Origin of the sequence: Hymenobacter siberiensis, assembly GCF_018967865.2 — a bacterium.
In the GTDB taxonomy this organism is placed as follows: Bacteria; Bacteroidota; Bacteroidia; order Cytophagales; family Hymenobacteraceae; genus Hymenobacter; species Hymenobacter siberiensis.
Genome location: NZ_JAHLZY020000001.1, coordinates 3,430,580 through 3,453,135, shown reverse-complemented (window position 1 = coordinate 3,453,135; position 22,556 = coordinate 3,430,580). Strand labels below are relative to the sequence as shown.

At 61.9% G+C, this 22,556-nt stretch carries 21 protein-coding genes; 13 read left to right on the top strand and 8 right to left on the bottom strand.

Translation table 11 applies throughout. The features are described 5' to 3' along the window. Positions 1-145 precede the first annotated feature (145 nt). The 4 genes from KQ659_RS15290 to KQ659_RS15275 all read left to right on the top strand — a co-directional run bounded on the left by KQ659_RS15290 (position 146) and on the right by KQ659_RS15275 (position 4,457). Positions 146-724: an NUDIX domain-containing protein gene (locus tag KQ659_RS15290; protein ID WP_216688284.1), complete on the top strand. Its 579-nt coding sequence runs from the start codon at positions 146-148 to the stop codon at positions 722-724. A gap of 112 nt (positions 725-836) precedes the next feature. Continuing rightward, complete coding sequence (locus tag KQ659_RS15285) at positions 837-1,646, top strand: lysophospholipid acyltransferase family protein (protein WP_216680266.1); 810 nt, start codon at positions 837-839, stop codon at positions 1,644-1,646. A gap of 27 nt (positions 1,647-1,673) precedes the next feature. Further along, positions 1,674-1,961: an Asp-tRNA(Asn)/Glu-tRNA(Gln) amidotransferase subunit GatC gene (gene gatC / locus KQ659_RS15280; protein WP_168671800.1), complete on the top strand. Its 288-nt coding sequence runs from the start codon at positions 1,674-1,676 to the stop codon at positions 1,959-1,961. Positions 1,962-1,964: 3 nt separating this feature from the next. Continuing rightward, positions 1,965-4,457, top strand: a complete 2,493-nt coding sequence (locus tag KQ659_RS15275) for a hypothetical protein (protein ID WP_226930004.1) — start codon at positions 1,965-1,967, stop codon at positions 4,455-4,457. On the opposite strand, the gene KQ659_RS15270 is transcribed toward KQ659_RS15275, so the two are convergent. Next, on the bottom strand, positions 4,426-4,641 hold the full coding sequence (locus KQ659_RS15270; protein WP_226930002.1) for a hypothetical protein: 216 nt from the start codon (positions 4,639-4,641) through the stop codon (positions 4,426-4,428). The genes KQ659_RS15275 and KQ659_RS15270 overlap by 32 nt on opposite strands. After that, a complete protein-coding gene (locus KQ659_RS15265) occupies positions 4,569-5,537 on the bottom strand; it encodes a transposase (protein ID WP_226929999.1) in 969 nt (322 codons plus the stop codon). Before KQ659_RS15265 ends, KQ659_RS15270 begins: the two co-directional genes overlap by 73 nt. 179 nt (positions 5,538-5,716) lie before the next feature. On the opposite strand from KQ659_RS15265, the gene KQ659_RS15260 reads away from it, so the two are divergent. The 6 genes from KQ659_RS15260 (at position 5,717) to KQ659_RS15235 (ending at position 10,810) form a co-directional block, all read left to right on the top strand. Then, the gene (locus tag KQ659_RS15260; protein WP_226929996.1) at positions 5,717-6,070 is read left to right on the top strand and encodes a tetratricopeptide repeat protein; all 354 of its coding nucleotides are present in this window, start codon (positions 5,717-5,719) and stop codon (positions 6,068-6,070) included. Between the two features lie 12 nt (positions 6,071-6,082). Beyond that, a complete protein-coding gene (locus tag KQ659_RS15255) occupies positions 6,083-6,802 on the top strand; it encodes an ABC transporter ATP-binding protein (protein ID WP_216680268.1) in 720 nt (239 codons plus the stop codon). 144 nt (positions 6,803-6,946) lie between these two features. Then, the gene (locus KQ659_RS15250; RefSeq protein WP_216680269.1) at positions 6,947-7,495 is read left to right on the top strand and encodes a cob(I)yrinic acid a,c-diamide adenosyltransferase; all 549 of its coding nucleotides are present in this window, start codon (positions 6,947-6,949) and stop codon (positions 7,493-7,495) included. A gap of 161 nt (positions 7,496-7,656) precedes the next feature. Then, positions 7,657-8,721, top strand: a complete 1,065-nt coding sequence (locus tag KQ659_RS15245; protein ID WP_216680270.1) for a branched-chain amino acid aminotransferase — start codon at positions 7,657-7,659, stop codon at positions 8,719-8,721. Positions 8,722-8,894: 173 nt separating this feature from the next. Further along, positions 8,895-9,998 carry a glycine cleavage system aminomethyltransferase GcvT gene (gene gcvT, locus KQ659_RS15240; protein WP_216680271.1) on the top strand — a complete coding sequence of 368 codons (1,104 nt, stop codon included), beginning with the start codon at positions 8,895-8,897 and terminating at the stop codon, positions 9,996-9,998. Positions 9,999-10,090: 92 nt separating this feature from the next. Further along, positions 10,091-10,810, top strand: a complete 720-nt coding sequence (locus tag KQ659_RS15235; RefSeq protein WP_216680272.1) for a 2-phosphosulfolactate phosphatase — start codon at positions 10,091-10,093, stop codon at positions 10,808-10,810. A 56-nt stretch (positions 10,811-10,866) separates the two neighbouring features. Here KQ659_RS15235 and KQ659_RS15230 read toward each other — a convergent pair whose 3' ends face one another. Both KQ659_RS15230 and dtd read right to left on the bottom strand, forming a co-directional pair. Further along, a complete protein-coding gene (locus tag KQ659_RS15230) occupies positions 10,867-11,193 on the bottom strand; it encodes a nucleotide pyrophosphohydrolase (protein ID WP_216680273.1) in 327 nt (108 codons plus the stop codon). A gap of 22 nt (positions 11,194-11,215) precedes the next feature. Continuing rightward, positions 11,216-11,662, bottom strand: a complete 447-nt coding sequence (gene dtd, locus KQ659_RS15225) for a D-aminoacyl-tRNA deacylase (RefSeq protein ID WP_216680274.1) — start codon at positions 11,660-11,662, stop codon at positions 11,216-11,218. A gap of 81 nt (positions 11,663-11,743) precedes the next feature. On the opposite strand from dtd, the gene KQ659_RS15220 reads away from it, so the two are divergent. Beyond that, the gene (locus KQ659_RS15220; RefSeq protein WP_216688286.1) at positions 11,744-13,264 is read left to right on the top strand and encodes a hypothetical protein; all 1,521 of its coding nucleotides are present in this window, start codon (positions 11,744-11,746) and stop codon (positions 13,262-13,264) included. Positions 13,265-13,443: 179 nt separating this feature from the next. Here KQ659_RS15220 and KQ659_RS15215 read toward each other — a convergent pair whose 3' ends face one another. From KQ659_RS15215 to KQ659_RS15200, 4 genes are all read right to left on the bottom strand, one after another. Next, the gene (locus tag KQ659_RS15215; RefSeq protein ID WP_216680276.1) at positions 13,444-14,862 is read right to left on the bottom strand and encodes a hypothetical protein; all 1,419 of its coding nucleotides are present in this window, start codon (positions 14,860-14,862) and stop codon (positions 13,444-13,446) included. Between the two features lie 55 nt (positions 14,863-14,917). Further along, on the bottom strand, positions 14,918-16,171 hold the full coding sequence (locus KQ659_RS15210; protein WP_216680277.1) for an OmpP1/FadL family transporter: 1,254 nt from the start codon (positions 16,169-16,171) through the stop codon (positions 14,918-14,920). Between the two features lie 225 nt (positions 16,172-16,396). Next, positions 16,397-17,443 carry an endolytic transglycosylase MltG gene (mltG, locus tag KQ659_RS15205; RefSeq protein WP_216688287.1) on the bottom strand — a complete coding sequence of 349 codons (1,047 nt, stop codon included), beginning with the start codon at positions 17,441-17,443 and terminating at the stop codon, positions 16,397-16,399. 119 nt (positions 17,444-17,562) lie between these two features. Next, positions 17,563-19,062 carry a helix-turn-helix domain-containing protein gene (locus KQ659_RS15200; RefSeq protein ID WP_216680279.1) on the bottom strand — a complete coding sequence of 500 codons (1,500 nt, stop codon included), beginning with the start codon at positions 19,060-19,062 and terminating at the stop codon, positions 17,563-17,565. Positions 19,063-19,349: 287 nt separating this feature from the next. Here KQ659_RS15200 and aceB point away from each other — a divergent pair, with 287 nt between their 5' ends. Beyond that, the gene (gene aceB / locus KQ659_RS15195; protein ID WP_216688288.1) at positions 19,350-20,975 is read left to right on the top strand and encodes a malate synthase A; all 1,626 of its coding nucleotides are present in this window, start codon (positions 19,350-19,352) and stop codon (positions 20,973-20,975) included. Positions 20,976-21,105: 130 nt separating this feature from the next. Continuing rightward, positions 21,106-22,389, top strand: a complete 1,284-nt coding sequence (gene aceA / locus KQ659_RS15190) for an isocitrate lyase (RefSeq protein WP_216680281.1) — start codon at positions 21,106-21,108, stop codon at positions 22,387-22,389. Positions 22,390-22,556: the final 167 nt, after the last annotated feature.

Here is a 22,556-nt window from a genome sequence, read left to right as displayed (position 1 = left end):
GTATTGGATTAATCAGGGCATATAAGCTGCCAACGGTCCATTTTACACGGCGGATGGCAGATAGGTATCTGCGAACGGTGACTCGTGAAGGCCTTGGTGGGCGTAGTTTTGCATTCTCTACTCCATAACCATCCCGCCAATAGCCATGCAATTCGTAGCCCGCCCCGATGTGGACGAAACCCATAATCCTTGGCACACCGTCAGCAGTGAAATCAAGTACCACAACCCATGGATTTCGGTGCGCGAAGACCAAGTGCAGACTCCCGGCGGTGGCCAGGGCATATATGGCGTGGTGACGATGAAGAACAAGGCGCTGGGCATTGTGCCCGTTGATGCGGAGGGCAATACCTGGCTGGTGGGCCAGTACCGCTACCCGCTGAACGAGTACAGCTGGGAAATTCCCATGGGCGGCGGCTTGGTCGAACTGGATGTGCTGGAATCGGCCCAGCGCGAGCTCAAAGAAGAAACCGGTCTCACGGCGGCGCGCTGGACGCGCATTGCCCGCCTGCATACGTCCAACTCGGTGACGGATGAAGAGGGCTTCGTATATCTGGCCGAAGAGCTCACGCAGGGGGAATTAGAGCCGGAGGAAACCGAAGACCTGCGCCTCTGGAAGCTGCCGCTGGCCGAAGCCATTCGGATGGTGATGGATGACCGGATTACGGATGGCATCAGCGTAGCCGGCCTGCTGAAGGCCGAAAAAGTGCTGGCTGGCCGTGCCTAGCAATGGGTTGGAGACGGAAATTTGCCGCTTTGTGGAGGTTGGTGCTGCCTGGCTCACCGCCTGTGCACAATGCACAACGGCCAACTAGCCTAACTTTGCCATTATGCGCCATATGCTTCGTTACCTCGGCCAGCGCCTTTACACTACGTGGGCGGTGGTGTGGTTCATTATTCCCTTCGTGCTGATTTACCCTTTCCAGTGGTATTTCAGTCGGCGGCCCACCGGGGGAGGGGTGGTGCACGCGCTGAATCGCTTCTGGTCGTGGCTATCCATTACGATGTGGGGCATGCCGGTGGAAGTGGTGCGTGAAAGCAAAGGCCCCACCCCGCGGCCCTGCGTATACGTGGCCAATCATGGCTCGTACATCGATATCATGATGCTGTTTAAGTACATCCCGGGCTTTTTGAATATGATGGGCAAGGCCTCGCTGGCACGCGTGCCGGTGTGGGGGCCACTTTTTGGCAACGTATATATTACCGTGGATCGGGCCAGCGCCGTGAGCCGGGGCCGGGCCATGGTGGCGGCCCGCCGCACGCTGGCGGAAGGCAGGAGCATTGCCATATTCGCCGAAGGCCGGATTTCGCCCACACCCGGCAAGGAGCTGCTGCCGTTTCTGGACGGCGCGTTTCAGATGGCCATTGAGGCCGGGGTGCCCATCGTGCCGGTGGGCATGCCGCTCAACCACATGTTTATGCCCGATGTGGAAAAGGACCTGCGCGTGCGCTATCACCGGCTCAAAATCGTTTTCCATCCGCCCATTTCCACAGCCGGCCTCGCCCTGACCGATATACCCGAGCTGAAGGCGCGGGTATATGCCCAGCTGGCCGCCGATTTTCTGCCTGCGGGCGCGGTAAAACCCGGCCCCAGCACCTGGCGCGCGCCGGCGGCCGTTGCGCCATCCGGGCAGCCCACCAACTCTTAACTCCTAACATTTAACCCATAACTCTAAATGAGCACCGACCTTGGCACCCTGCGCGGCTTGGCCCACTTAGCCCGCCTCGAATTCGACGAAACCCGCGAGCAGCAAATGCTCGGTGACCTGAACAACATTCTGGATTTTGTGGCCCAACTCGAAGGCCTCGACACGACGGGCGTGGAGCCGCTGGTGCACCTCTCGCAGGAAATCAACGTGCTGCGCGACGACGAAGCCCGCAATACCGTTAGCCACCAGGATGGCCTGCGCAATGCACCCCGCAAGGACTCGGACTACTTCCGGGTGCCCAAAGTGCTGGAATAGCTGGTGACGCCGCAATCCGTAAGCACTCGCGCTACCACGCGGCCCGGCTGGCTGGTGTGGCTGGCCGCGCTGGCCGTGGGCCTGACCATCTTTTATTATTTCACGGGTGAAAACAGCACCTTGCCCGTGCGGGAGGTGGCGCACCTGCAAGCCCTGCCGCTGACGCTGGACAGCGTGGCGGCCGGGCCGGTGCACCTGCCGGTGCAGGCCAGCAGCTTCATTGTGACGCTGACGCACGACGTGGCGGGGCCCTTCACGCAGCCCGTGGCGGCAGGCGTGTTCCTGGTGCTGCTGGCGGTGCTGTTGGCGGGCTGGGTAGCGGTGGTGAGCACGCTGGCCCGCAGTGCTTTCGTAGCAGGCATGGTGCCGATTATTTTCCTGCTGTTGTCGCTCAACACCGAGTCGCTGGGTCTTTTCAATACCAGCGAGCGGTATTTTCTGTACCTGATGCTGGGAATGGTGGGCGGCGTCGGCTTCATGCTGCACGCTTTTGCCGAGGGCTGGCCGCTGTGGCGGCGGGCGGTGGCAATGGGCGCCGTGGTGTCCGGGCTGAGCGCCTTGCTGCTCGCCCAAAGCCAGCTGCCCATTGCAGATACCGTGTTGCAGCTGGCGGCGTATGCCACGCCGGGCGGCGCGGTGCTGGTGGCGCTGCTGGTACTGTGGGTAGGCATGGAGAATATCCGGGCCCTGCTGTGGTTCAATACCCAGGCGGAGCAGCCGGGGGGACGGTTCGGGCTGCTGCCGTTTGTGGCGGCCAGCCTGCTGTACCTGGGCGTGTTGCTGCTGTATGAATGGAACGACGGCGTGCTGCAATTGCTGCCCGGCCTGAGCCTCGACCCGCTGGTATTGTTGCTGCCGGCCGTGGTGGCTGGCTGGTTGGGCCTGCGCTTGCGGGCCCCCAGCTACGCGGCGTGGGTGCCGTATGCCCGGGGCGCGGCGCAGCTGTACCCAATGGTGGTGCTAGGGGCGGCCGGGGCGCTGGGCTATGCGTTTGCCACGGCCAATACGCCGCTGCTGGTGGCCGCCCGCCGCTTCACGGGGCTGGCGCTGCTGCTGCTGGGCGCGCCTTTTCTGCTGTATGTGCTCATGAATTTTGCGCCGCTTATCCGGCAGCGGCTGCGGGTATACCGGGTGGTGTTTGAGCCGCGCCGGCTGCCGTTCTACTCGGTGTATATTCTGGCGATAGGCGGCCTTATTGCGGTGCAGTCGCGCCAGAACTTCCCGCTGCCCGACCAGGTGATGGCCGGGCAATACAACAACCTCGGCGACCTCACGCGCCAGCAAAGCGAAGCCACGCCCGACGACCTCAGCCTAGCCGGCCTGGCCGAGCGCTACTACGCCGAAAGCGGCGACGTGCTGTACCGCGCCAACCGGCACGCCGAGTTTGGCCGGGCGGCAATTTTTCGTTTCCGGCAGCAGCGCCAGAACGAGATAAACTCGCTGCGCCGCGCCTTACTGCGCGGGCCTGATGAGAAGGTGTCGCTGCGTCTGGCCACGCTTTATAACGACCCGGATGACTTGTTTGAGGGGCTTGATATTCTGCGCGGCGGCCTCAGGGCCTACCCGCGCAGCGCAGCCCTGGCCGGCGATTTGGCCCAGCTCTTTACCCGCACTACGATAACAGATTCCGTTGCCTTCTACCTCGACAAAGCCGAGCAGCTGGCCCCCGGCAGCTACGCCAGCAGCACCAACCAACTGGCCTTTCTGCTCAGCCAGAACCTGCTGGCCGATGCCCGCCAGCGCGCGGCTAAGCTGACGCTAAAAACCACCGAGCCGGCCCTGCGGAGCAACTACACGCTGCTCCAGCTGCGAACCGCCACGCCGCTCCAACCCGCGCCCACCGCCCCGCCCACCGATTTGCAGGTGCTGGACGAAGCCACTTTTGCCCAGCTCTACCACGTAGTGCTGTGGGATGTGGCCCGGCACAAAGACCAGCTCACACCCGCCCTGCTGGCCCAGCTGAACCGCCTAGCTACGCAGCCCGCCAATGCCAGCTACTACGAGCAGCTCCTGTTTCTGCAGGCGCTGGCGCGGCACGCGCTGGGGCAGGAGCAGGTGGCGCGGCAGCTGCTGTTGCCGCTGGCGGCGGGCACTGGAGCTAATTCAGCCTACTTCCAGTACTTGTTAGGTCTGTGGCAGCTACAACAAGAGCAATACGCTGTTGCTGCCGAACAAATTGCGCTGGCTGCTCAAAATGGATTCAGAGGCACTTTTTCGGCTCGCTCATTTGCTCTACTTGCTAGTTATGGGCCGGATTCACTGGGAGTGATTCGAAAAGAGCTGGGTGCCCTAACGGATTCGGTTGATAAGCAAGATGCGCGGCGCATCTTAAGGGAAATAGATAGCAATTGGGGAAACTTTGAAGACCGACTGGGTTGGAAGACTTATATTGATGCAATTGCCAGAGACAGAAAGCCCGAGGATTTAGCGGCATGGCTTAAGAAAATTGTTGGTTATACGTACTCTACCCTACTATTTTTAGTAATTGATTTTTAGCAAGTTGCCTCGTAATCCAGTTCAGTAGCGTTTCAACCAAGCGGGCCAATGGGTCCTCGGGCAGGGTCAGCGGGCGGGCGAGTTGGCGGAGCAGATTGAGGCCGTGGCGGCTCAGGCTGGCGGCCCGGTAGCCGTGGTTTTTGCGGGCAATGGGCTGGCGGCCGCCGTGGGCGGCCGCGCCCACGCCCAGACAAAACGCGTAGGCCAGGCTGACCAGGGCCACGAGCTTGCGCAGCTTTGGAAACAGCGCAAGTGGGTGGCTTCCAGGTTAAAGCCCCGCCCTTTCAGATTTTGAAAGCATTGCTCAATCGTCCAGCGCTTGGCATAGAGTTGCTCGAGGTGGTTCAGACCGGCCGTGGCAAACAGGAAGACAAACGCGTCCGCCGCCACGGCCTTGACCCAGACCTGCCCCCAGACTCCGTCGACCTGCACGTGGGCGAAGCGGCGCACCTGCCCCGGCACCAGGCCCAGGTCGGCTAAGGCCTGCCGCCGGCCGTCGGCGTGGGTCAGGCAGTGGTGCTTGGGCAGGCGCATGACAAAATTAAGCCCATTGTCTTTGAGCCACTTGAACCACGCATGGCCGACAAATTCCCGGTCGCCCACGACCAGGCCGATGCGGTCTTTGCCCAGCAAGGCCAGGCACTTTTCGAGCACCGCGATGCGGTCGGCGGCGTTGGAGTTGCCGCTGCGGTTGTCGAGCAGGTGCCAATAAAGGGGCACGTGGACCTCGCCCGTGCCGACGGTGACGAGCAGGATGTTCACTTGGCACTGGCCGAAGTCCCACTCCGTGCGGTCGAGGCATAAGCGCAGCTTGCCCTGCGCAGGCAACAAACTCAGTAAAATCCTGGCCACCAGTACGTAATTGAGGTCTACTTCGCGGAAAAAGTCCTGAATGCGCGTTTCGTTCGAGGCGGGCTTGGCCGCGTCATTGAGGTGCTGGGCCACCTCGCCGAATTGCACGTTGCGGCTCTTTATCAGGCCAAGAATAAACTGGCCCACAAACTTTTGGCGGGACAAGTGGCCCACAAACGGGGCCTGCTGCAAAAGCGTCGTAATTTTAGCGGCGAAGTGTTGCTTCACGGGGCAGAACGGGTTTTTGGTGGTGTCGTAACCCCAAAGGTCGGGCTGCCCTGTTTTGTACCTGAAAATAGTAGGGTAGAGTAGGTTATACGACAAGTCCTTACTCAAAAGAATCTTTGCCAGTCGGTGTCGAACTCTACGGAAACGCTGTTTTGGCTCGACTGCGCAACCAGCCGGCTGTGGAGAAACAGCTTTACCAGCGCATCGTGCGCGAAGCGCCGTTCAACGCCCCGGCCATCCTGGCGGCGGCCAACTTTTACACGCGACGCCACGATTACACGGCCGCCTACTCGGCCCTGCGCACCGGGCTCGATGAAAACCCGCAGTCGCTGCCGCTGTTGAAGGCCTACGTGCTGGCCGCCGCCGATGCCGGCCTGACCGAGTACGCCGCCGATGCCCTGGCCCAGCTGCGCCGGCTGCTGCCGCCCGATACCTATGCTACTTTAGCAACCGAGTATGCCACCCGTCAGGCAGCCCGTGCGGCTGCTGGTGCGTCCTTCTCCCAAGCGCCTCCTTCCTCACCTCTGCAATAAGCCCCTCTCCCCATGAATCCGAACGTTATTGAAACCACTGACATCGCCAAATCCTATGTGATGGGCGCGGAGGTAATCAACGCGCTGCGTTCGGTTACCATCAAAATCCCGCGCGGTGAATACGTGGCGTTTATGGGGCCGTCGGGCTCGGGCAAGTCAACGCTGATGAACATCATTGGCTGCCTCGATACGCCTACTAAAGGCCAGTACATCCTCAATGGGCAGGATGTGAGCCGGATGAGCGACAACCAGCTGGCCGAAGTGCGTAACAAGGAAATCGGCTTCGTTTTCCAGAGCTTCAACCTGCTGCCCCGCGCCAGCGCCCTCGATAATGTGGCCCTGCCGCTCATCTATGCCGGCCTGAGCAAGCGCGAGCGCACCGAGCGCGCCCTCGAAAGCCTGCGCGCCGTGGGCCTGGCCGACCGGGCCTCGCACCGCCCCAATGAGCTGAGCGGCGGCCAGCGTCAGCGCGTAGCCATTGCCCGCGCTCTCGTGAACAACCCCAGCGTGCTACTGGCCGACGAACCCACCGGTGCCCTCGACTCAAAAACCAGCCACGAAATCATGGACCTGTTTGAGGCGCTGTACGACAAGGGCAATACCATTATTATGGTGACGCACGAAGAGGATATCGCCCGCTACGCCCACCGCATCGTGCGTCTGCGCGACGGGTTGGTGGAAACGGATGAAATCAACCGCGATATTATGAAGCATGCCGTAGTCGGCCACTGAGTTGTGGAACATAACATCATGCAGAGCGCAGCGAAGCATTTTGCCCGCAATAGTAATCGACCTGCAAGGGTGGCTTTTGTTAGTGGTAGCGGGCAAGATGCTGCGCTGCGCTCTGTATGACGGTCAAATAAATTATCAATCAAAATGAAAATCTACACCAAAACCGGCGATAAAGGCCTTACCTCGCTCATTGGCGGCACCCGCGTACCCAAGAGTAGCCTGCGCATTGAGTGCTACGGCACGGTAGATGAGCTGAACTCCCATATCGGGCTGGTGCGCGACCAGGAGGTGAATGCCGGCCGCCGGCCGCTGCTGAAGGAAATTCAGGACCGCCTGTTCACCATCGGCTCGGCCCTGGCCGCCGACCCAGAGAAATCGAAAATGAAGCTGCCCGACCTGCACGCCGCCGACGTGACGCTGCTGGAAGACGAAATGGACCGCCTGAACCTTGATTTGCCCGAGCTGCGCGCCTTTATTCTGCCCGGCGGGCACCCGGCCGTGAGCCACGCGCACGTAGCCCGCTGCGTGTGCCGCCGCGCCGAGCGCCTCGCCATTCACCTGGCCGAGGATGCTTTTGTGGCCGAATTGGTGGTGGTTTACCTGAACCGCCTGTCCGATTTCCTGTTTGTGCTGAGTCGGGCCATGGCCCACGAGCTGGGCGTGGAAGAAGTGACCTGGCAGGCCCGCATGTGAACCCATTCAGGCTCAATGCCTACAGTAAAGTAGTCGTCATGCTTCCGCTACGTACAGCATAACGACCTTTGCCAGCCGTATAATACCCGTTTAATTACCCACACGCTCTCCAATTCCGTACTCGGAAAATCCCACCCACGCGTACCCGTAACCGCTTTCTTATGATAGACACTCTTTCGATTCACACGCAGGTAACCACCGCCCCGCGGCTGGCCTCGCAGGACTTTGGGAACCTCGAATTCGGCAAAGCTTTCGCCGACCACATGTTCGTGGTGGACTACCGCGACGGCGAGTGGCAGGACGCTCAGATTCTGCCGTATGGCGATATCTCGGTGAGCCCCGCCAACTCGACCCTGCACTACGGCCAGGCCATTTTTGAAGGCATGAAGGCCTACCACCAGGCCGACGGCGGTGTGGCCCTGTTCCGCCCCCTCGACAACTGGGCGCGGTTCAATGCCTCGGCCGAGCGCATGTGCATGCCCACCATTCCGGAGGAGTTGTTCATGCAGGGTCTGCGCGAGCTTATCAAGCTTGATGCCGGCTGGGTACCCACGTTTGCGGGCAGCTCGCTCTATATCCGGCCCTTCATGTTTGCCACCGATGGCTTCATCGGCGTGCGGCCTTCGGAGGCGTACCGCTTCATGATTTTCACCTGCCCTGTGGGCCTGTACTACAGCAAGCCGCTACGCGTGCGCTTCGAGCAGAAGTACGTGCGCTCGGCCGAGGGCGGCGCGGGCTACGCCAAAAACGCCGGCAACTACGGCGCAGCCATGTACCCCACCAAGCTGGCCCAGCAGGAAGGCTACAATCAGCTCATCTGGACCGATGCCTCGGAGCACCGCTACGTGGAAGAATCGGGCACAATGAACGCCATTTTCGTGATTGATGGCCGCGTGATTACGCCTGCCCTCAGCACCAGCATTCTCGACGGTATTACCCGTCGCAGCGTACTGCAGCTGGCCCGCGACTTCGGCCTGACGGTGGAAGAGCGCAAAGTGAGCAGCCGCGAAATTATTGAGGCCCTGGAGGCCGGTACGCTGGAGGAAGCCTTCGGCGTGGGCACGGCCGCGACCATTGCGCCCATTGCCGTTATCGGCTACGAGGGCCACGACTACGAGCTGCCCGCTGTGCGCCCCGATGCCTTCTCGAAGCGCGTGGGGGCCACCCTGGATGCCATCCGCACTGGCGAAGGTGCCGACGTGCACAACTGGGTAGCGCCTGTGTAATGTTCCGTGGACTTTACGAGTCCGCACGTAAATGATATTTAAACGACCCACTCGCGGACTCGCAACAGTCCACGGTACTAAAAAAGCCGCTTCCTACCGAAGCGGCTTTTCTTTTTTGCCCCACCTTTGCAGCGCAATTCACCTACCCACCCATCCGCTAACCCGTCCAATACATGACCGTGTCCCTGAAAACCGTTACCCTCGATAGCAAGCACCGCGAGCTGGGTGCCAAAATGGTGCCCTTCGCCGGCTACGACATGCCGGTGCGCTACTCTTCCGACCTCGACGAGCACCACACCGTACGCCGCGCCGTGGGCATGTTCGACGTGTCGCACATGGGCGAGTTTCGCCTGCGCGGCCCCCAGGCCCTCGACCTCATCCAGCGCGTGACCAGCAACGATGCCAGTAAGCTCGCCGACGGCAAAGCCCAGTATTCCTGCCTGCCCAACAACGACGGTGGCATCGTGGACGACCTGCTGGTGTACAAGCTGGCCGATGAGGATTACCTGTTGGTAGTCAATGCGTCCAACATCGAGAAAGACTGGAATTGGATTAAGCAGCACAACACGCAGGGCGTGGAGATGGAAGACATCTCGGACCGCACCAGCCTGTTGGCCGTGCAGGGCCCGAAGGCGCAGGCCGCCTTGCAGTCGCTGACCGATGTGGATTTGAGCACCATCCCGTACTACTCCTTCGTGCAGGGCACCTTCGCCGGTGCGCCCGATGTCATCATATCGGCCACCGGCTATACCGGTGCGGGTGGCTTCGAGCTGTACATTCCCAACGAAAGCGCCGCGATGGTCTGGGATAAAATCATGCTTGCCGGCCAGCCCTACGGCATCAAGCCCATCGGCCTGGGAGCCCGCGACACCCTGCGTCTCGAAATGGGCTACTGCCTCTACGGCAACGACATCGACGACACGACGTCGCCCCTGGAAGCCGGGCTGGGCTGGATTACCAAGTTCGCCAAGGAATTCACCAACTCGGACAGCCTGAAAAAGCATAAAGAAGCCGGCGTGAGCAAAAAGCTGGTGGGCTTCGTGATGGACGGCACCGGCATCCCGCGCGGCCACTATGAGCTAGTGGATGCCGACGGCCAGAAAATCGGCGACGTAACCAGCGGCACGCAGTCGCCCTCGCTCAGCAAAGGCATCGGCATGGGCTACGTGAAAACCGAGCTGGCAGCCCCCGGCACCCAAATTTTCGTGCAGATTCGCGGCAAAAACCTGCCCGCCACGGTAAGCAAGCTGCCGCTGACCAAAGGCACGGAGGAATAGAGTTAAAAGTTAGGAGTTAAGAGTTGACAAAGGACTCTAAGGTCTCCAACGGTCAACTCTTAACCTTTAACTCCTAACTCTTAACTCAAACAGTGCCCAAACTAGATATTTGTTTTTCGCCCGAACTGCTGCCTTTGTATGACCTGCGCGGCAAAGTGGCTGTTATCGTGGATATTCTGCGGGCTTCCAGTACCATTGTTACGGCGCTGGGCGAAGGGGTTACGCACGTTTTCCCGGTGGCTTCGCTGGAAGAATGTGCTGCCTACGGCCAGCAGCACGGCAGCCTGACCGCCGCCGAGCGCGATGGCCTGGCCGCCCCCGGCTTCGACCTGGGCAACTCGCCCTTCGGCTTTCTGGATGCTGCCCGGCCGGTGCGCGGCCGCTCCCTTACCATCAGTACCACCAACGGCACGGCGGCTCTGCGCCGCTCGCTGGCAGCCGAGGCGGTAGTGGTGGGCAGTTTCCTGAATCTGGCCGCTGTGGCCGGTTTTGCCCGCCGCCAGCAGCGCGATGTGCTGGTGGTGTGCGCCGGCTGGAAAGGCCAGTTTTGCCTCGAAGACACTGTGTATGGTGGCGCGCTGGCCGCGCAGCTGGCCCCGGATTTCGACGTGCACGGCTCTGATGCCACGCTGGCTGCGCTGCACCTGTGGGAGCACGGCAAGGCTGATTTGTCCGCGTACTTGCTGCAGTCGGCCCACGTCCGGCGGCTCAACTCGCTGGAAGCCAGCAAGGATTTTGAATTCTGCCTGCGGATTGATTCCTACGCCGACGTACTGCCCGTGTGGCAGGAGGACCGGTTGGCTAACGCTTAGAGGCACATCGTGCTGAGCGTAGCCGCGAAGCATGACGTTTTTTGTATTCGCTTATACTACTTCAGCTTTTCGTTATTCTGGTGGCGCTGGCTGTCGCGCTGGGTTTTCTTGGCCAGGTTGCGGGTCATGGCCTCGGTGAGGTCGATGCCGGTTTGGTTGGCCAGGCAGATGACGACGAACAGCACATCGGCCAGCTCGTCGCCCAGCTCGCGGCCCTTATCCGATTCCTTGAACGACTGCTCGCCATACTGGCGGGAGATGAGGCGGGCCACTTCGCCCACTTCTTCCGTGAGGATAGCCATGTTGGTCAGCTCGTTGAAGTAACGGACGCCGGTGGTCGTAATCCAGGTATCGACGGTTTTCTGGGCTTCTGCGATGGTCATGGGTGCGGGTTGGGGAAAGAGGTTAAGCCGGGGAATCGAGCACGATGGTTACCGGGCCGTCGTTGAGCAGGCGGACTTTCATATCGGCCCCGAAGATGCCGGTGGGCACGGGCCGGCCCAGCTCGGCGGCCACCATCGCCACAAACTGCTCGTATAGCGGCTCGGCCACGGCGGGCGGGGCCGCTCCAATGTAGCTGGGGCGGTTGCCCTTGCGAGCATCGGCCAGCAGCGTAAACTGGCTCACCACCAGAATTTGCCCGCTGATGTCCTGCACGCTGCGGTTCATCTGGCCGTTGTCGTCGCCAAAAATGCGGAGCTGCACCAGCTTGCGGCACATCCAGGTGAGCGAAGCCGTGTTATCGGTAGGGGCGAAGCCGGCCAGCACCAGCAGGCCGGGGCCAATCTGGCCCGTAACCTGGCCCTCAACGGTGACCGAGGCTTCGCTAACGCGCTGAATAACGAGACGCATATTTTCTAAAGTGAAACGGGTAAAGTGGGAAATGAAGCCGAATGTTGCGCCAGGCGTGCCGACCTTCGCGCCAATCCGCCCATGACTACCTCTGCTCCCGCAAATAACGCCCCCTTATCTGCCAGCCGCTGCTGGTGGCTGCTGGGGGCGTTGCTGCTGGTGGCCATCAGCCGGCTTTGGCGGCTACCCGAAACCGGTGGGCTCGACTTCGATTCGGTACACAACTGGCAGATAATTCAGCGGTTGGCGCACGGCGACTTTTCCGAGTTCTTCCATCACGGCAGCCCGGCATTTTCCCTGGTTTATCTGCCGGTAGTTGGGTTCACGCACCGGTTTTTGGCGTTTCAAACCATCAATGCGCTGCTGGGGATAACGGGGCTGGGCTTCTTTGTGGCCTGGGTGAGCCGGCAAGCTAACCTCTCCGGCCCCGAAACGGCGGGCCTGACGTTGCTGGGCGGCACCTCACTGCTGCTCACGTTCTCGGGGCGTGACTTCACCATGAGCTCCCTCAACCTGATTCTATTCACTGGCCTGCTGCGGAGCCACTTGGCGCGTTTGCAGCGGCCACAGGCTGCCTCGCTGCCGCACGTAGCCGCCTGGCTGGCCCTGGGCCTGAGCGTGGACCACAAATTTCTGCTCACCATTCCCATTCTGGCGGTGCTGGAAGTGTGGCAGCGCGATGGCCTGTGGTGGCGGCCCGGCGTGTGGTGGCGGGTGCTGGGCATTCTGGCGCTGCCTTATGTGCTGCTGTGCACGTTGGGGTGGCTGAATGGCCTTCCATGGTACCGCTGGCCGGCTTTCTATGTACTTATTGCCTTTCCCAACACCCCCAACCTGGCGGGCCGGCAAGCCGCCCTGCACCCCGATTTTACCTACTACCTGCGCTACCTGCTCAGCTTTGAATCGCCGCTCCTGCTGCTGGGGCTGGTGCTGGCGGGCGGATTGGTGCTGCGGCAATGGACAGGCCGGTTGCAGCGCCAGGCGCGCACCTGCACGGTGATGCCCTACCTGCTGGTGTGGGCAGCCTTGCTGCTGGCCGGCATGTCGCTGCTGGTGAAAGCGCCCCGGGGACTGTTTTTTGCCTACCTGCCGCTGGCCGCACTGGCCGTGCTGAGCGGCCGGCGCATGCTGCCCGGCTGGGCGCTGGCCGTGGTGCTGCTGGCTGCAGTGGGCCAGAATATTTTCCGTATTCAGCGCGAGCTTTATGCGCCGCTGCCCACGCACTACCCGCAGGTGGCGGCGTGGCTGCGGCAGCACGGGGCCACTCGCGTAGCCAGCACCGTGAGCCTGGGCCTGGCGCCCTATCTCGATAACCAGCAAACCCTGACCGTTATCACCGACGAGCGCGAGCTGCCGGCCCTGCGCCGCCAGGGTGTGCAATACGTGCTGCTCGATGGCTACCGGCATGTAACGGGGGTGGCCCGGTTCGATTCGCTCCAGGCCCAGCGTCCGGTGGCGGGCTGGTCTGAGCCGGCGCTGCAGCAGCCGCTGCTGTTTCTGGAGCATTCCGAATACACGGGGCTGGGCTACGCCGAAACCCTAGCCGCCTGGCAGGCCGCTCGGGCCGACTCACTGCCCCTGCGACTGTACCGGCTGAAATAGAGTGCTTTTCAGGTTGGTGCAGTACCTCGTTCAATCGGCCATACATCAAGCTGAAAGCTGCTTCGGAATGAGTTGGATGTTGTGCCAACGAAAAATCTCCGTGGTTCGGTCCTCAAAGGAGGGCTTAACCACGGAGATTTTTTCGGCTGAATAAATGGGCTCAACCCGTCGTACCAACGCTATTGTGCCGTTGCCGGCAGCTTGTTCACGTCGATGGCCGGGATTTTGGTGCGGTAGGCGCGGTTGAGGGCGGCGATGATGGTATTGGCCAGCAGCCCATTGCCGCGCGGCGTGAGCGTATAGTAATCCAGCGAAAAGAAATTGCCCCGCACCACCTCAGATGAGTATTGTACGCCGGCCACCGAAATAATACCGGCTACCTGATTAAAAAGCAGTACTTCCGAATCCAGCGTGCTTGTGCTGGCCGAAGGGGTGAGGATGGGCAGCTTGTAGATGGTGCTGGCCAGGCGGTCAAGCTCATTGTTGTAGCTACTCATCACCCCCGCAATCCGGCTCAGCTCTTCGGAGTTATCGAGTACGTCGGCGTCGCGCACCGGATTGCGGCTGTCGCGGCCGTAGGGCAGCATCAGCGTCGCGCCGTTCACTACCACGGGCGTAGGGCGGCCAATGCGTGCAATGGCCGTGGCCAGTACATAGTCGCCATTGGTAATGGGCTGGGCCCCACGCAGGCCAATCGGGTCTTCGATATAAATGCGGGCGGTGTCGCCAAAGCTGGCTTGCAGGCGGGCCTGCAGGCCAAGGCCCTGGCCGGCCCGCAAAAACGGTAGGCTCGTGAGTGCCGGCAGCCGGATGATGACACCCGGCTGGCCTTTGGCCGTGAGGCGGTCGAGCACTTTGCGGGCATTGTTTCGCATAACGGTTATGCTGGGCAGCGCGGCCGCGTTGGCTCCGCACTGGCCGCCGCTGCGCACGTAGGGCATCAGGTCGTCGAGGCCCTGGAAGTAGGTGAAGAAGGTGGCTGTGGCGGCCGCATCGGTCACGGCTTGCAGATAGGTACGGCTGTCGGCGGCCGGCAGCAGGCGCTCAAAATAAGGGTTGAAAGGCGTGCCAGGCTTGGCGTTGACCTCGTTGCCCAGGCCCACTATTTCCAGCTGCGCCAGGGTGATGCCGGGAATGCCCAGGTTTTGGGGCAGGGCACTGGCCGTGGCAGCGCGCGCCAGCAGGCGCGTCGTGTCGGGAGTACCGCAGGTACCGGGAGTGATAATGAGGTTGCCCCGGAAGGCCTGCCCGGCCACGCGGGTGGTGCGCGCCAACCCTGAGGCGATAAAATCGACAAAGTTGAGGTAGCCGGTGCCCGAGCCCGCTTCCAGCAGCGGCTGGGTGAAGGCCGCCCCGGCCGAGATGCCCTGAAACTGCTGTGCCAGCAGGTTCGGGAAAGAATACTGTTGGCTGGCGCGGGTGAGGCCGCCCGCGCTCACACCGGCCGTGTAGGTGTCGCCCACGGCCAGGTAGTGGCTCAGGTCCAGGCCAGCGGTGGGAGTAGGGGTATCCTGAGCCGGAGCGCAGGCATTCAGCAGCAACGCGGTGGCGGCCACATAGGCAGCGCGGCCCGGGAGCGTAAAAGAAAAATGCTTCATCGCGGAAATCGAAATCGAAAATGCAGAATGAGGGGGTGCGGAGCCGATAGCAGGCTTAGAAGGCCACCGCAATGCCCATCGAGGCCGTATTGACGGCCATGCGGTAGGTGCCGGCTACATTGGACACCTTCGCGTTGGTGGGGGCCACGCGGGCGGTGCGCAGCTGGCTGTAGTCGAAGGCATAGGCCGCCTCCAGCGCCAGGCGGGAACTGAGCTGGTAGCTCAGGCCGGCCGATATGCCCAGGCGGTTAGCATCGAGGAACTCAGGGTTGATGTACTCGTCGCGCACGGGCGTCTCGTCGTAGTGAAAGCCGCCGAGCACGGTCAGCTTGGGGTTGACCTGGTACTCGGTACCTACCCGAAAGCTCAGGGCGTCTTCGTAGCGGCGCACGCTGCTTTGGGTGCGGGCGGGGGTGTTGCCCGTGGCGGCCACGCTCAGCTTCAGCGAATCGACCGAGCTCCAGCCGCTCAGCGAGAAATCGAAGGTGAGTAGCAATTTCTTGGTGATGCGGTCGGCGATGCCCACAGAAAGTGTGCTGGGCATGGTAATGCGCGTGGTGAAGGCCGACGCGGCCGGGGCCAGGCCGGCATCGCGGGCGGGCACGCCGGTGGTGGTGAGGGTGCCGTTGTTCATTTTCAGCTGCACGCTGCTGCGGTAGCTGATGCCGAATGACAGTTTGTCGCCGCTGCGGCCGTACAGGCCCGCGTTCACCCCAAACCCCGAGCCGCTGGTGCTAAGCTGGGTCTGGGCCGCTTGGTCGTCGTACTGGCCCAGGGCGCTGCGCTGGCTGTACTTGCCAAACGCGTACACAAAGCCCACGCCGGCGCTAAAGTTGTCGTTGAGCCGGATGCCCACCGTGGGCTGCACAAAGTAGGTATTGAGCTGGCTTTCCTGAATCACGGAGCGGCCTTCCCAGGTGCTGGGCCACTTGGTGTGGTAGCCGTAGGGAGTGGTGACGGCCAGGCCCAGGGCCACGCGCTTGTTTAGGGCGTGGGTGGCGTAGAGGTAGCCGCCGGGCTGCACCACCAGGTCTTGGTCGGTGCGCTGGTAGGTGTCCTGCCCCACAAAGGAAGCGCGCCGTATCTGGCCCATGCCCCCAATGCTGATGCGGGTGAGGGAGTCGGCCCACTGGCCCAGCAGGCCGGGATTGGTGCTCAGGCTGGCAATGCTGTTGATGTAGGCCGTGCTGGCCCCGCCCAGGCCCAGTACCCGGGCACCCTGCGGGCCGCTGTCATATCCGCTGGCCAGGGCCGACGAAGCCGTTAATTCACAGAAGACAGGAATTAGAAAAAGAAGAGGTTGGCGCATACGGGCGGTTTTGCGGAAAATTGGGAAACAAATGTACACAGCCAGCCGGTAGCAGCCCAGCCCCCGGCCTGTGGCCCACATTAAGAAATGAAATGCGACCACCACTGCCACAGTCGCGCCGGGCTGCTCTGCGCAGGTGCTGTGAAGTGCTCAAGCCCAGGGCAGAGTGTTTGGAAGAGCGGGTTTTAGTTCGGCAAAAAGCTGGCTGGCGGCGCAGGGATTTTTTCAGCGCTTCACCCCCAGGCTGTCTAGCCGGTGCTGGTAGCGACGCGCATTGAGCTTGTGCTGGGCGTAGGTTTCGGCGAAGTCGGAGAAGCCGCTGCCGTCGGGCCGGGCGCAGAAGAACAGGTTCTGGTTGTGCGCCGGCTTGAGCACGGCCAGCAGCGAGCCCGGCAGGGGCGTGGTGATGGGGCCGGGCGGCAGGCCTTTGTGCCGGTAGGTGTTGTAGGGTGAGTCCACTTTTTTGTCCACGTTCAGCACGCGCTTGCGGGTGCCCAGGCCGTGCAGGGGCCAGAGCAGGGTGGGGTCGGCCTGCAGGGGCTGGCCGTTGCGCAGGCGGTTGAGGTACACGGCGGCAATGAGGGGCTTGTCGGTGGGCTGGGCCGTTTCGCGCTGCACAATGCTGGCCAGCACGCTCACCTGGGTGCGCGTCATCTTCAGCGAATCGGCCCGGGCCTGCCGCTCCGGCCGCCAGAATCGGCGGTAGCGGGCGGCCACCGAATCAAGAAAAATCGGGGCACTGGTGTTCCACAGCAACCGGTACTGCCCCGGGATAAACATGGTGCGAATGGTGCAGGTGTCGAGATGGTAGCGGCGTTGCAGGCCCTCGTTATCGCCCAGCAGCAGCTCCAGCTTAAAAGAGTCGGTCTCGAGCCGGCCGCATACTTTGCGCGGCAGCTGGTCGAGGTAATGAAAGGGCTTTAGCTCAAACTTCACCGTATCCTGCCGGCCAAACAGCAGCATCTTTACCAGGTCGATATTACCCATGCCGGGGTCCAGCCGGTAGCGGCCGGGCAGTATGTGGGTGGGGTAGTCGTGGTGCTCGGCCACCCAGCGGAAGGTGGTCGGTTCCAGCAGCAGCTCATGCTTTTGCAAAGAGTCAAGCACCGCCGCATAGCCTGTACCGGTGCGGATGTAGAGGTAGGCCGGGCCTTCGGCGAAGGCTGTGACGTTGGGGCGGTAGGCCACGCGCCAGACCGTGTAGCCGGCGGCGGATGCAAGCAGGGCCAGCAGCAGGAAGTAGGGAAGCAGGCGGCGGGAGCGGGGGGGCAAATGCGTCGGGGCGTGGTGAGGGGTAAAGTTAGGGCCTTGACGCCCTCCGCGTCGGCCTCACCCCCTAGCCCCTCTCCACCGGAGAGGGGCTAGGGGGTGAGGCCGACGCGGAGGGCCACCTACCCCGCCACCAGCTCCGCCACGGCCGCCTCAAACGCGGCGCGTTCGGCCAGCCGCACAATTTCCGTCGGGGCCGCCGCGCGCGACTCGCAGTCGACAATCGGGCAGCGCTCGCAGGTCTCGTTCACGATGCGGAAGGGCAGGGCCGGGTCGGCCAGGAAGCGGATGTGGGACTTTAGGTTGTCGTCGCAGCGCAGGCCCACGGTCACGCTTAGGGCCACCTGGGTGGGAGTGCCGGCACGGGCCAGCGTGAAGCAGAGGTACTCATCCTCGGTGCCGAAATAGCGGGATTTTTGCGCGCCGGCCATCGTCACGGGGGCGTCGTCGGTGTCGGGCAGGGGCAGGGCGCGGGCCTCGTCGAGGAGGCGCAGGCTCACCCAGCGGCGGCAGTAGTGCTCATTCAGCTCGTTGCCGTGGGGGTTGTGCAGGCGGGCCAGGTGCAGCTCTTTAGTCAGTTCGTAGGGCGCGGTGGCGTCGGTCTGGTCGAAGCGCAGGAAGAACAGGCTCTGCAGTCCGAAATGCCGCGGCAATAGGGTGGTGAGGCGCTGCATAAACATTTCGGGGCTCACGTCGTACTGCGTCATCAGGTTCAGCAGCAGCTCGGGCTGCCACTTTTTGGCCCCGAAAAACTTCTTCACGTCGCGCAGTAGGCTTTCCTCTTCCATCAGCAGCGCCCCGGCAAAGTAGGAGGCCTTAAAGTTATTCAGGACCTCATCGAAGGAGCTCACCTGCAGGCTACTGCTCACGTAAGGCCGCTCCGTCAGCTTCAGGTAGTTGAAGGCCACTTCGCGGCCTAGTACGAACGCCTGCTGGCCCCGGCTCAGGCCCGGCCGCAGCAGCAGGCGTTTGGTTTTGGGCTGGAAAACCGACCGCAGCCGGGCCTGGGTGGCCACGGCGTGCCGGCCCAGCGTTTCGCGGTCCAGCGTGTAGCCGTATTCCCCGGTTAGCACGCGCTCCAGCTGGCTGAGGTCGAACGGCGCGGCGGTGCTCAGCTGATGGCTGCCCACGAAGGCGCGCACGTCCTGCTCCAGGTCTTCGAAGTAGTTGTCGTGCATCTCCTGAAACGAGCGTAGCGCGGCCAGAAACAGGTGTTCCTGGCGCATCTCGTAGTTGCGCGCAATCTCGAAGATGGTGCTGATGAAGGCATTCATCCGGGCCGGGGCGTTGGCAATCAGCTCGATAATGCGGGTGGGCTCCAGGCCGTACATCTCCAGCGGAAACTCCTTCAGCATCTTGGAGTTCAGCAGCTCACCGATGGGCTCCAGGCGGCGCGGGAGCTCCAGTGAAGTCAGCTGGTCGTAGCGCACGTCCAGGGCCTTGCTTAGGCTCAGAATCTTGTCGGCCTTGGGGTACTTCTTGCCCTTCTCAATCTCGTTGAGGTAGCTCACCGAGACATCGCAGACCCGCGCCAGCTCGGCCGGGCTCAGGCTGCGCTCCTGCCGCAACTCGCGCAGCTTCAGACCAAAAATGAGGCGAACGACCTGGCCGTGATTGAGCATTTTTTGACTTGAAAATGTGGGGATTTGAAAATGCGAGAAATTTCTTTTGGTTGGATTGGCAAACGCCTGCCGCCGTAAAAAGCCGTTTCAAGCCGTTAAGAAACCGTTTCGTGACGAAGCCAGCTTTCTAACAAAGGTAAGCGAGGAAGCAAATTTTCTGATTTTAGCGAATATTCGCTAGATATTTAAATTCGCTTTACTATGTTTGTGTCGGTTGTCATGCACCAGCCGCGAGAGGAAGACTGAACGAAGTCGTTTTCTCATTTCCACCTTCTCACATTAAAAAAATGACCTTCACCGACGTTGCCCCCACCCCAGCGCCCACCTACCTCACTCCCGAGCGGGTGAAAGTCATCGGCGCATACTCACCGGCGTTTGCCGAAATCCTCACGCCCTCGGCCCTGGCCTTCGTGGCCGAGCTGCACCGCCGCTTCGACCACACGCGGCAGGCCCTGCTGGCCCGCCGCACCGAGCGCCAGGCCGATTTTGAGGCCGGCATCCTCCCGGACTTTCTGCCCGAAACCCAGCGCATTCGCGACCAGGACTGGACCGTGGCCCCGTTGCCCGAAGACCTGCTCGACCGCCGCGTGGAAATCACTGGTCCCGTGGAGCGGAAGATGATTATCAATGCGTTGAATTCCGGCGCCAGCGTGTTCATGGCCGACTTAGAGGACTCCAACGCGCCCACCTGGAACAACGTCATCGAGGGTCAGATTAACCTGCGCGATGCCGTGCGCCGCACTATTTCGCTCAGCACGCCTACGAAAGAGTATAGCCTGAACGAGAAAACGGCCGTGCTTATGGTGCGCCCACGGGGCTGGCACCTGGTCGAGAAGCACATCCTAATTGATGGCGAGCCCATCAGCGCCTCGCTGCTCGATTTCGGCCTCTACTATTTCCACAACGCCCACGAGCTGTGCGCCCGGGGTACGGCCCCGTACTTCTACCTGCCCAAGCTCGAAAGCCACCTCGAAGCCCGGCTGTGGAACGACGTGTTCGGCTTCGCGCAATGGTCGATGAAACAGCCGAAATGCGTCATCAAAGCCACTGTTTTGATTGAAACCCTACCGGCCGCCTTCGAGCTGAATGAAATCCTGTACGAGCTGCGCGAGCACAGCGCGGGCCTGAACTGCGGGCGCTGGGACTACATTTTCAGCTACATCAAGCGCTTGGGCCTGAACCCGGATTTCCGCCTGCCCAACCGCGCCGAGGTGACCATGACGGTGCCCTTCATGGCCGCCTACTCGGCGCTGGTGGTGCAAATATGCCACCGCCGGGGCGTGCACGCCATCGGCGGTATGGCCGCCCAGATTCCCATCAAAAACGACCCCGCCGCCAACGATGCGGCCCTGGAAAAGGTGCGGCAGGATAAAATTCGCGAAGCCACCAACGGCCACGACGGTACCTGGGTGGCCCACCCCGGCCTGGTGCCGGTGGCGCTTGAAGTCTTCAACCGCCTCATGCCCGGCCCCAACCAAATCGAGAACAAGCGCCTGGATGTGCACGTAACGGCCGCCGATTTGGTGAAAGCGCCCACCGGCAGCATCACCGAGGATGGTCTGAAGCTGAACATCGACGTGGCCATTCAGTACCTGGCCTCCTGGCTGGGCGGCAACGGCTGCGTGCCGATTTACAACCTGATGGAGGACGCCGCCACGGCCGAAATCAGCCGGGCGCAGGTGTGGCAGTGGCTGCACACGCCGGGTACCGTGCTGGCCGATGGCCGCCCCGTCACCACGGAGCTGTACCGTGGCCTGGTGCCCGGGCAGCTGGAAAAAATCAAGGCGCAGGTAGGGGAGGAGGCCTACTCAACAGGTCATTTCGTGAATGCCGCCCGGCTTTTTGATAAACTGGTGATGAGCGAGCAGTTCATCGAATTCCTGACCGTGCCGGCCTACGAGCAACTGGCGTAAATACGCAGTAGCGTGGACTCGCAAAGTCCACGCTACATCCCACTTCCGAACTCCCAAAAAAGCCGCCCGATGGGCAGCCCAGTACCTCTTTGCCCAAACCCAACCCACCACCAACCTAATCCCAAGCCCCATGAAGACCAAACCCCAACGCGCCGCCGAAATCGCCCTCGACTGGGCCCACAATCCCCGCTGGATTGGCATTCAACGCCCTTATTCGCCCGAGGATGTGGTGAAGCTGCAGGGCTCCGTGCACATCGAATACTCGCTGGCCCGCCAGGGCGCCGAGCGGCTCTGGGACCTGCTGCACACCCGCGAGTACGTGGCCGGGCTGGGCGCGCTCACCGGCAACCAGGCCGTGCAGGAAGTGCAGGCGGGCTTGCTGGCCATCTACCTCAGCGGCTGGCAGGTGGCGGCCGATGCCAACGGTGCCGGCCACATGTACCCCGACCAGAGCCTGTACCCCGTGGACAGCGTGCCGGCCGTGGTGCGCCGCATCAACAACGCCCTGCTGCGCGCTGACCAGATTCAGCACCTCGACGGGCGGAGCGACATTCACTACCTCGCGCCCATCGTGGCTGATGCCGAGGCGGGTTTCGGGGGTAATCTGAATGCTTTCGAACTGATGAAGATGATGATTGAGGCCGGGGCTGCTGGCGTGCATTTCGAAGACCAACTCTCATCGGCCAAGAAGTGCGGGCATTTGGGCGGTAAAGTGCTGGTGCCCACCCAGGAAGCCATCAACAAGCTGGTGGCCGCCCGCCTGGCCGCCGATGTGATGGGCGTGCCCACGCTCATCGTGGCCCGCACCGATGCCGACGCCGCCGACCTGCTCACCGCCGATGTGGACCCCCGCGACCAACCCTTCATCCTGCAGGAAGCCGAGCGCACCAACGAAGGCTTCTACCGCGTTCGCTGCGGTATTGAGGCCGGTATTGCCCGTGGCCTGGCCTATGCGCCCTACGCCGACCTCATCTGGATGGAAACCTCGCACCCCGACCTGGACGATGCCCGCAAGTTTGCCGAAGCCATTCATGCCCAGTTCCCCGGCAAGCTGCTGGCGTACAACTGCTCGCCGTCGTTCAACTGGGCTTCGAAGCTGAGCGTGGAGCAGATGGAAACCTTCCGGGAGGAGTTGGCCGCTATGGGCTACAAGTTCCAGTTCATCACGCTGGCTGGTTTCCACGCCCTCAATACCAGCATGTTCGAGCTGGCCCAGGCCTACCGCCAGCGCGGTATGGCCGGCTATTCGGAGCTGCAGGAGCGCGAATTCGCCCTGGCCAAAGACGGCTACCAGGCTGTCAAGCACCAGTCATTCGTAGGCACTGGCTATTTCGATGCCGTGCAGAACGTGGTGACCAGCAACCAGACCAGCACCGCCGCCTTGGTGGGCAGCACCGAGGAGGCGCAATTCTAAGTACTGGCGCAGAAGTAACCGTATTCGAGTCGGACCGGTTGAAGCACCAGCGATTTCGGTTTAACGACAGCCGGTCCGACCGCCTAGGACGGTCGGACTGGAGAATACGCTTCATAAAAAAGGCTTGCCGTCAGGCAAGCCTTTTTTATGAAAACCTGATTTAAAAC